Origin of the sequence: Naasia sp., assembly GCF_025465545.1 — a bacterium.
In the GTDB taxonomy this organism is placed as follows: domain Bacteria; phylum Actinomycetota; class Actinomycetes; order Actinomycetales; family Microbacteriaceae; genus Naasia.
The window spans coordinates 99397-108464 of record NZ_JAODMK010000036.1 but is presented as its reverse complement, the minus strand read 5'-3'; the positions used below and the strand labels follow the sequence as shown (position 1 = coordinate 108464).

The 9068-nt window shown below is 71.9% G+C and carries 13 protein-coding genes; 11 read left to right on the top strand and 2 right to left on the bottom strand.

Annotated elements, in window-relative coordinates:
• Positions 1-159 precede the first annotated feature (159 nt).
• The gene (gene trmD / locus JWR33_RS09675) at positions 160-867 is read left to right on the top strand and encodes a tRNA (guanosine(37)-N1)-methyltransferase TrmD (protein ID WP_297411470.1); all 708 of its coding nucleotides are present in this window, start codon (positions 160-162) and stop codon (positions 865-867) included.
• Between the two features lies 1 nt (position 868).
• Here trmD and map read toward each other — a convergent pair whose 3' ends face one another.
• Entirely contained in the window at positions 869-1639 is a 771-nt protein-coding gene (gene map / locus JWR33_RS09670) for a type I methionyl aminopeptidase (RefSeq protein WP_297411468.1), read from the bottom strand.
• Positions 1640-1772: 133 nt separating this feature from the next.
• Here map and JWR33_RS09665 point away from each other — a divergent pair, with 133 nt between their 5' ends.
• The 10 genes from JWR33_RS09665 to JWR33_RS09620 all read left to right on the top strand — a co-directional run bounded on the left by JWR33_RS09665 (position 1773) and on the right by JWR33_RS09620 (position 8926).
• Positions 1773-2267 carry a hypothetical protein gene (locus tag JWR33_RS09665; RefSeq protein WP_297411466.1) on the top strand — a complete coding sequence of 165 codons (495 nt, stop codon included), beginning with the start codon at positions 1773-1775 and terminating at the stop codon, positions 2265-2267.
• 233 nt (positions 2268-2500) lie between these two features.
• Positions 2501-2851, top strand: a complete 351-nt coding sequence (gene rplS / locus JWR33_RS09660) for a 50S ribosomal protein L19 (RefSeq protein WP_297411465.1) — start codon at positions 2501-2503, stop codon at positions 2849-2851.
• 198 nt (positions 2852-3049) lie between these two features.
• Positions 3050-3721: a signal peptidase I gene (lepB, locus tag JWR33_RS09655; protein WP_297411476.1), complete on the top strand. Its 672-nt coding sequence runs from the start codon at positions 3050-3052 to the stop codon at positions 3719-3721.
• On the top strand, positions 3714-4526 hold the full coding sequence (locus tag JWR33_RS09650; RefSeq protein ID WP_297411464.1) for a ribonuclease HII: 813 nt from the start codon (positions 3714-3716) through the stop codon (positions 4524-4526). The genes lepB and JWR33_RS09650 overlap by 8 nt, the downstream gene beginning before the upstream one ends.
• 31 nt (positions 4527-4557) lie before the next feature.
• On the top strand, positions 4558-4881 hold the full coding sequence (locus tag JWR33_RS09645; RefSeq protein ID WP_297411462.1) for a DUF2469 domain-containing protein: 324 nt from the start codon (positions 4558-4560) through the stop codon (positions 4879-4881).
• 70 nt (positions 4882-4951) lie between these two features.
• A complete protein-coding gene (locus JWR33_RS09640; RefSeq protein ID WP_297411460.1) occupies positions 4952-5278 on the top strand; it encodes a hypothetical protein in 327 nt (108 codons plus the stop codon).
• A gap of 135 nt (positions 5279-5413) precedes the next feature.
• Complete coding sequence (locus JWR33_RS09635; protein WP_297411459.1) at positions 5414-5770, top strand: YraN family protein; 357 nt, start codon at positions 5414-5416, stop codon at positions 5768-5770.
• Positions 5770-7296: a YifB family Mg chelatase-like AAA ATPase gene (locus JWR33_RS09630; protein ID WP_297411457.1), complete on the top strand. Its 1527-nt coding sequence runs from the start codon at positions 5770-5772 to the stop codon at positions 7294-7296. Before JWR33_RS09635 ends, JWR33_RS09630 begins: the two co-directional genes overlap by 1 nt.
• The gene (gene dprA, locus JWR33_RS09625) at positions 7293-8495 is read left to right on the top strand and encodes a DNA-processing protein DprA (protein WP_297411456.1); all 1203 of its coding nucleotides are present in this window, start codon (positions 7293-7295) and stop codon (positions 8493-8495) included. Before JWR33_RS09630 ends, dprA begins: the two co-directional genes overlap by 4 nt.
• A gap of 56 nt (positions 8496-8551) precedes the next feature.
• Complete coding sequence (locus tag JWR33_RS09620; protein ID WP_297411454.1) at positions 8552-8926, top strand: hypothetical protein; 375 nt, start codon at positions 8552-8554, stop codon at positions 8924-8926.
• A gap of 6 nt (positions 8927-8932) precedes the next feature.
• Here the strand turns inward: JWR33_RS09620 and JWR33_RS09615 are convergent, their stop codons facing one another.
• Positions 8933-9025 (bottom strand): copper-transporting ATPase, encoded by a 93-nt coding sequence (locus tag JWR33_RS09615; RefSeq protein ID WP_297411480.1) that lies wholly within the window; start codon positions 9023-9025, stop codon positions 8933-8935.
• Positions 9026-9068 lie beyond the last annotated feature (43 nt).

Genomic DNA, 9068 nt, shown 5'->3' with positions numbered 1-9068 from the left:
CGCCGCCTGCACCGGCGGTCGCCGCGGCGGACGAGACCGCGCCGGCGACTGCCGCGGCGGATGCGGGCGATGGCGACGCCGCGAACGGCGAGCCGACCATCGGCGATGCGTCCGCGGACTCGCCTGCGGACGCTCCCGCCCGGGGCTGACGGCCCGCTCGTGCGCGTCGACATCGTCACGATCTTTCCGGGCTACTTCGACGTCCTCGACGTCTCGCTGCTCGGCAAGGCCCGCGCTCAGGGTCTCCTCGACGTGCGCACGCACGACCTCCGGGACTTCACCCAGGACCGGCATCGCACCGTGGACGACACGCCCTACGGTGGCGGAGCAGGGATGGTGATGCGCCCCGAGCCATGGGGGAAGGCGCTCGACGCCGTCCTTCTCGCGGACTCGTCGCCTCCGGACCCCTCCGGGCCGGTGGTCATCTTTCCGTCGCCCGCCGGTGAGCGCTTCGACCAGGCTCTCGCGCACGAGCTCGCCACCGAGGAGCATCTGGTGTTCGCCTGCGGGCGCTACGAGGGCATCGACCAGCGGGTCGTCGACTTCGCCGCCAACCACGGGCGGGTGCGCGAGCTCAGCCTGGGCGACTACGTGCTCAACGGCGGAGAGGTGGCGGCCCTCGCGATGATCGAGGCGATCGCGCGCCTCGTTCCGGGCGTGATCGGCAACCCGGCGAGCCTCGACGAGGAGAGCCACACCGGCGGTCTGCTCGAGTACCCCAGCTACACCAAGCCCGCCTCCTGGCGGGGGCTGGATGTCCCTCCCGTGCTGCTCAGCGGCAACCACGGGGAGATCGCCCGCTGGCGTCGTGCCCAGCAGGAGGCGCGCACCCGCCGGGTCCGCCCCGATCTGCTCCCCGAGGACTGAGCTACGCGGCGCGCTGGGTGAGGATCAGCGGGCCGTCCTCCGTGATGGCCACGGTGTGCTCGCTGTGAGCCCCGTGCGAGCCGTCCGCGCTGCGCAGGGTCCAGCCGTCCTCGTCCGTGTAGAGCTTGTCGGTGGTCGCCAGCAGCCACGGCTCGATGGCGATGACGAGTCCGGGGCGCAGCTTCATGCCACGGCCGGCTCGGCCGTTGTTCGGCACGTGCGGGTCGCCGTGCATGGTGCGGCCGACGCCGTGGCCGCCGAAGTCGAGGTTGACCGAGTAGCCCGCGGCCTCACAGACCTCGCCGATCGCGGCTGAGATGTCGCCGAGCTTGTTGCCGGCGACCGCCTGCGCGATCCCGGCCTCGAGCGCGCGCTCGGTGGTGGCGATGAGCCGCAGGTCCGGCTCGAGCGCCTTGCCCGCGACCACGGTGAGCGCCGAGTCGGCGACCCAGCCGTCAACGGCCGCGGCGAAGTCGACGCTCACGACATCGCCCTCGCGGATCGGGTAGTCGAAGGGGAGCCCGTGCAGCACCGCGTCGTTCACCGACGTGCACAGCACCTTGCCGAATGGCATCGCCCCGAACGACGGGTGGTAGTCGATGTAGCAGCTCTCGGCGCCACGCTCACGGATCATCCGGTGCGCGATCGCGTCCAGCTCCAGCAGGTTCACGCCGACGGCGATCTCGTCCCGCAGCCGCGCCAGCACGCTGGCGACGAATGCGCCGGCGGGCCGCATCGCCTCGATCTCGGCGGGGGTCCTCAGCTCGATCATGATGTTCCTCGCGTCCTTCTTCCTCCCCGACCCTAACGCGCGGGCGGAAAGCGCCCGGACTCCGACGGGCATCCTGAGACGCTCACCGCGAACACCCTGCTGGTCGGGAGGGAGGCGCGCCTATGCTCGGAACATGCTCGCACGCAGGGCGTTCTTCTACTGGCAGTTCGCCGCAGCCGCAGTGCTGCCCGCCTGGCTCCTGCTCGGCTGGGCGCTCTGGGGGTCCTCCGGCTCCTTCGCCGGCATCGCCCTCGCCACGCCGTTCCTCGTGCTCGCGCTGCTGGCGGTCGCCGGGTTCACCGTTGCGCGGCGGTCGGTCCGCGACGCCCGCGCGGTCTCCTGGCTGGACTTGGGCGTCGCCGGCGCCTGGCACGTCCTGGTGATCGCACTGGGCTTCTTCGGACCGTGGAGCAGCATCTTCGCTGCGCTCTCGGTGGCCGTCGGCATCGTCGCCTTCTGGAGCACGGCCTGGCAGCTCGTGGCCGAGACCCGGAAGCGGGTCCGCAGCGTCTTCGCATCGCTGGAGAGGGCCGCCCGCCCGCCGGGCTCTCCGGGCGCCCAGGCTCCCGTCAACCGGGGCGAGTACATCGTGCTCCCGCCCTCCCAGACGCCCCCGCCCTCCCGCTAGCCCGCAGGGAGGGTCGCAGACACGGGCAGTCCGGCCGTCGGAGGGCCGCAGCCGATTGCAGGGGCCCCAGGGCTGTGACAGAATGGTCGACCGTGCCGCGGCCGGTTCTGCCGCAGGGGAGCCAGCTTCTTCCGCGGACATCCAACAATTCTCCCGGTGCCGATCGCGACACGTCGTCGCGTCGTCCCGGCTACGAGTAACCGACCTGCGGCGAGTACAGGAAGAGCATTCCCATGAGCAGTCTCCTCGACCAGGTCGACGCGGCCTCCCTCCGTTCGGACATTCCCGAATTCCGGCCGGGTGACACCGTCAAGGTCCACGTCAACATCGTTGAAGGCACCCGCAGCCGCATCCAGATCTTCCAGGGCGTCGTCATCGGCCGCCAGGGCAAGGGTGTGGGTGAGACCTTCTGCGTCCGCAAGATCAGCTTCCAGGTCGGCGTGGAGCGCACCTTCCCGGTGCACTCCCCGGTGATCGACCACATCGAGGTCGTGACCCGCGGCGACGTCCGCCGGGCCAAGCTCTACTACCTCCGCAACCTTCGCGGCAAGAAGGCCAAGATCAAGGAGAAGCGCGACGCCTGACGTCCGCTGACCAGCGAAAGCGACCCCCGCGACATACACTGTCGCGGGGGTTTCCTTCTGCGGTCGCGCATTCCTCGAGGCGTCGACACAGGCTGACGACGGGTGGGCGATGTGACCGAGAGCACCGCTCCCACGGTGCCCGATCCGGGCCGAGGCGAGACGCGCCGGGCGGCCCGGCGCAAGGGGCGCGGCACCGCGCTGTTCCTGCGCGACGTGCTGGTCATCCTCGTGGTGGCCGTGCTGGCCTCGTTCCTCATCAAGACGTTCCTGATCCGCTCGTTCTACATCCCGTCCGCGTCGATGGAGAACACGCTCGAGGTGGACGACCGGATCATCGTCAACCAGCTCTCGCCCGATCTGATCCCGCTCACGCACGGCGATGTGGTCGTGTTCCGGGATCCGGGCGGCTGGCTGCCGCCGCAGGAGGCCGTCCAGCAGAGCCCGGTCGCCGCGGCCGTCGACTGGCTCCTCTCGATCGTCGGACTCTCCGCCCCCGACAGCAACGATCACCTGATCAAGCGTGTCATCGGTCTGCCGGGCGACGAAGTCTCCTGCTGCAACGCGCTCGGTCAGATGTCGGTGAACGATGTGCCGCTCACGGAGCCGTACATCAAGGTGCCGAGCGGTGTCGCCAAGGTCAGCGATCTCGACTTCGATGTGACCGTGCCCGAGGGCTACCTGTGGGTGATGGGCGACAATCGCTACAACTCGCGCGACTCCCGCTACAACACCGACAAGCCGGGCGGCGGGTTCGTGCCGATCGGCAACGTCGTGGGGCGGGCGCTCGTGGTCAGCTGGCCGATCAGCCGCTGGGCCTGGCTGGACGACTATCCCGACACGTTCCGAGGGGTGGAGCAGCCGGGTGGCTGAACGCGCGGCAGCGGCGCCGCCCCAGGCCCGGCCCAAGTCGTCGGCCGCGCCCAACCTCCGCCGCGAGCGGGCCCTGGTCGAGGAGGGGGCCCGCTGGGTGATCGGCTGCGACGAGGTGGGCCGCGGCGCGATCGCCGGACCCGTCGCGGTCGGCGCCTGCGTCGTGGACCTGGCCCGCCGGGTGCCGCGCGGGCTCCGCGACTCCAAGCTGCTGCCCGAGAAGCGCCGTGAGGAGCTCGAACCGCTCGTCGACCGATGGGCCGTGTTCTCGGCCGTCGGCATGGCGACCAACGACGAGGTCGATGCTCTCGGCCTGACCGCCGCCCTGGGCCTGGCCGGTGCCCGGGCGGTGCTCGGCCTCTTCGACGCCGGCTTCGGCGAGGACGAGGCGGCGGACTCGGTCATCCTGCTCGACGGCAAGCACGACTACCTGGCGGCCGGCTTCACGCGCATCGGCCTCACCCGAGGCCCTCGCGTCTCGATGCGGATCAAGGCCGACCTCACCTGCGCCTCGGTCAGCGGCGCATCCGTGCTCGCCAAGGTGCGCCGGGACCGGCTGATGATCGACTCGCACGAGGAGCACCCGCGCTACGGCTGGGTGAGCAACAAGGGGTACGGATCCAGCTCGCACTGGTCAGCGATCGACGAGTGGGGCCCGACGCCCCTGCACCGGCACACCTGGCTTCGCACGCCGTCGCTCTTCGACCTCGACGGTGCCGAGGACGACGAGCGACGGTACCCGGAGCAGGGGTTCGCCGAGTCGTCGGGCCAGCCGGAGTCCGAGGACCAGTCGCTCCTCGCCTGAGCAGCCCGCCGGCGGACGTAGGATGAAGCCGATGGATGAGGACGAGTTCGAGGACTACGACCGCGAGGTCGAGCTGGCGCTGTACCGCGAATACCGCGACATCGTCGGTCAGTTCAAGTACGTCGTGGAGACGGAGCGGCGCTTCTACCTGGCCAACGAGGTCGAGCTGGTCCGCCGCGACACGGAGCACGACTTCTACTTCGAGCTCACCATGAACGACGTGTGGGTCTGGGACGTCTACCGCTCCGACCGGTTCGTCAAGAGCGTGCGCGTGCTGACGTTCAAGGACGTCAACGTGGAGGAGCTCTCCGCCAAGGAGCTCGAGCTCCCGCAGGAACTGGCGCTCGACGAGTAGTCGAGGTGCCGACGGGAGCCATGCCCGCCCGCACGGACCGATCGCCGTCCTGACCTCCGCCCCGCCGCGCGTGGGCGAGGCCCGTCTGCTGTTCTGGCTGCGGCTGTCCTTTCTGGTGGACGCCGCGTTCGTCGCACTGGCGGTCCTGCTGGTCCTCGACGGTGAGGCCGCCGGCTGGTACCTCCTCGCCTTCACGGCCCTGCGCGTGGTGCTCGGCGTGGTCGCGCTCTTCTGGATCGCGCCGCACCTGATCCGGGGCCGAGACGCGGGCACGCGTCGGCCCGCGTCGCTGTCGGGCGGTTCCGCTGGCGACAGGTGGCAGTCGGCGAGGAGACCGGTGATGCGGGCGAGCGGTGGCCGTGGGAAGCCGGACGCAGCGTCGGGCATGGAGCTCTGAGGGGTCACCGCTGCCACGGCCGCACCGGAGCCTGCACTCCTCCCCAACGCGGAGCAGGGCCGCCGAGTGCACGCTTTCGCGTCCGTTGCCCTGGACGCATGCGCCGCTGTCCAGGGTGGACCGCAGGAGGCGCGGATGGCGAGCAAGGACGATCTGGGCAGGTGGGGCGAGCAGGTGGCGGCGGATCACCTGACGTCGCTCGGCTATCTCGTGCTCGATCGGAACTGGCGCTGCGGCCAGGGCGAGATCGACATCGTCGCCCGTGATGGAGCGTCGACCGCGGTGGTCGAGGTCAAGACGCGATCGAGCTTGGCATTCGGCCACCCGTTCGAGGCGATCACCAGCCGCAAGCTGGCCCGGTTGCACGGCCTCGCCATGGCGTGGTGTCGCGCCCACCCCGGCCGGCACGGCAACGTCCGCGTCGATGTGGTCGGCGTGGTGCGGGATCCGGCCGGCGCTCCGCAGATCGAGCTGATGCGGGACGTCTTCTGATGGCGGTGGGACGCGCCCGATCCGTCGCGCTCCTCGGGCTCAGCGGGGCCCTGGTCGACGTGGAAGCCGAGCTGTCGAACCAGAGCCCAGGATTCAAGCTGATCGGGCTGCCGGACTCCGCCTTGAGGGAGGCCGAGCAGCGGGTGCGCGCCGCCATCGGCAACTCCGGCCTGGAGTGGCCCAAGCGCAAGCTCACCGTCAACCTGTCTCCGGCTGACCTGCCCAAGCAGGGGTCCGGCTTCGACCTGGCCATCGCGGTGGCCGCTCTCGCGACCTCGGGGCAGCTTCCGGGCGAGACGGGACGGGTGGCGCACCTGGGCGAGCTCGCCCTCGACGGACGCCTGCGTCCGATGCGCGGAGTCCTGCCGGCCGTGCTCGCCGCGGCGCGGTCGGGCGTCTCCACCGTCCTCGTCCCCGCAGCGAACCAGGACGAGGCGGCGCTCGTGCCCGGCATCCGCGCCGTCGGGGTCGCGAGCCTGCGGGATGCCGCGATCTGGCACGGCGCGGAGCTGGAGGAGCTGCCGGTCGACGCCCTGCTGGCGCCGAACCCGCCCGGTGACGCGGAGCCGGAGGGGGACCTGGCCGACATCGTCGGGAACGCCGAGGCGGTCGAGGCGGTGATCACCGCCGCGGCGGGCGGTCACCACCTGCTCCTGGTCGGGCCGCCCGGGGCAGGGAAGACGATGCTCGCGTCGCGCATGCCGACCTTGCTTCCGCCGCTCGACGAGGACGCCGCACTCGAGGTCGCATCCCTGCGCTCCCTCTGCGGCGTGCCGGTCGGGGGCGCCCTCACGGCTCGCCCGCCCTTCGAGAGTCCGCACCACACCGCCACTCCGGCCGCCATGGTCGGCGGCGGCAGCGCCATCATCCGCCCGGGTGCGGCGGCGCGCGCCTCGCACGGCGTGCTTTTCCTCGACGAGGCGCCCGAGTTCTCGTCCGCGACGCTCGAGACGCTTCGCCAACCGCTCGAGAGCGGGGAGATCCGCATCGCCCGGGCCGCAGCCATGGCCAGCTTCCCCGGCCGGTTCCAACTCGTGCTCGCCGCCAATCCCTGCCCCTGCGGGGAGTGGGGCTCCCGAGACCGGGAGTGCACCTGCCCCTCCGCCGTGCGCCTGCGCTACCTCAAGCGTCTCTCGGGACCGCTCCTCGACCGGATCGACATCCGGGTGCGCGTATCCCGCGTCACCGCCGTCCAGCTCCGCATGCGCGAGGACCGGCCCACCTCGACCTCCGCGCAGGCTCGGAACCGGGTGATCCGCGCTCGCAGACGCGCCCGCGAGCGCCTGGCCGGCACGGCGTGGACCACGAACGCCGCCGTGCCGGGATCCGCCCTGCGCGGTCCTCTCGCGCTGCCCCGCGAGGTGCTCGCTCCGGTCGACCGCGCCCTCGAGCGGGGCGGAATCACCATGCGCGGCTACGACCGCATTCTCCGCATCGCCTGGACGCTCGCCGACCTGGACGAAGCGGATCGCCCCGGCGCCGACCAGATCGGTCGCGCCCTGCTCTTGAGGAGGCCCGTCCCATGATCCTCGGACTGAAGGAGACCGTGCTCCGCGTCGCCGTCCGCGACCTGCGCGACCAGGACGTTTCCCTGGCGGAGGCGACCGAGCTGTTCGCGCGGGCCGCCTGGACGATGGTCGCGGAGCCGGGCGACGGCACCGCAGGAGCGCTGGTCGCCGCTCTCGGGCCTGCGGGCGCCCTCGCCGCTGTCCTCGAGGGGCGGTCTCCCGTGCGGCTGGCCACCGAGGCCGGCGCCGCCGGCCCGGACGCGCCCGAGGTCCCCGAGCTCAGTGCCGCGCTCGAGCGCTGGCAGCCGCGCCTTCTCGCAGCGGGCGTCCTGCACGCGCTCAAGTCGGCGGCGGTGCTCGGCGTTCGCCTCGTGGCTCCCGGCGACGAGGAGTGGCCGACGGGCCTCGGTGACCTCGGCCGCCACGCGCCCACGGCGCTGTGGTGCCGCGGCAACCCGTCGGTACTCGGCTCGCCGCTGCCGATCGCTCTGGTGGGCGCCAGGGCCGCCACCGGCTACGGCGAGCACGTCGCCGCCGAAGCCGCCTCCGGCCTCGTCGATCGCGGGTTCTCGATCGTCTCGGGAGCCGCCTATGGCATCGACGGCATGGCGCATCGCGCGGCGCTCGCCAGCGGGGGAACGACGATCGCCTACCTCGCCGGGGGAGTTGACCGCTTCTACCCGAGCGGTCACGACGCCCTCCTGCGTCGGATCGTCGACTCGGGAGCGGTCGTATCCGAGCTGCCGTGCGGTGCATCGCCGACCAAATGGCGCTTCCTGCAGCGCAACCGCTTGATTGCGGCGGCGAGCCGGGCGACGGTCGTGATCGAGGCAGGCACCCGCTCCGGATCGCTGAACACCGCCGGGCACGCCGCCGCCCTCGCCCGGCCGCTCGGCGCGGTGCCGGGACCCGTCACCTCGTCGGCATCCGCGGGCTGCCATCGGCTGCTGCGCGAGTTCGACGCGGTCTGCGTCACCGACGCGGCCGAGATGGCGGAACTGGTCGTGCCGACGGTTGCCGGAGCTCCCACGGAGGCGGGGCCACGCCTCCCGGCCGAGGCCGGCCGAGTGCTCGACGCGCTGAGCACTCGCGGGCGGCCCGTCGACGACGTCGCTCGTTCGGCCGGCCTCTCGGTCGCCTCGGTGCGGTCCGCGCTCGGGCTTCTCGAACTCGAGGCCCTCGCTCGGGAGACCGCCACCGGCTGGCGTCGGGCATGAGCGGAATGCGCCGGTGCCCGCGAGGTCCACCGGGTTCCGCCAGACTGTGGCACGCCATGATCGTCGTCGCCCTCGTCTTCTGCAGCCTGCTGGCCGCGCTCGCCCTCTTCCAGGTCGCACTGATCGCGGGCGCCCCACTGGGTCAATTCGCGTGGGGCGGGCAGGATGTCGTGCTCCCGCGGAACAAGCGGCTGGGCAGCGTCGTCTCGATCGTGCTCTACGCGCTGTTCGCCTACCTGGCGCTCGAGAAGGAGCGGTATGCCGGCGGGGATGAGCCGGCGATCGTGTCGATCGCGATGTGGGTCATCGCCGGGTACCTGGTCCTCGGCATCGCTCTGAACGCGCTGTCGCGCAGCAGGCGCGAGCGCATCATGATGGTGCCGGTGTCGGTGGCCCTCGCGGGTCTCGCACTGGTCCTGGCCCTCAGTTGATCGCCCTCAGGAGCGCGCCAGCTCCTCCGGGTCGAGGCGGATCCGGCGCAGCAGCTGGGCGTTCAGCGCGACCACGATCGTGGACAGCGACATGAGCACCGCACCTGCGGCGGGGGAGAGGGCGAAGCCGACGCCCGCCAGG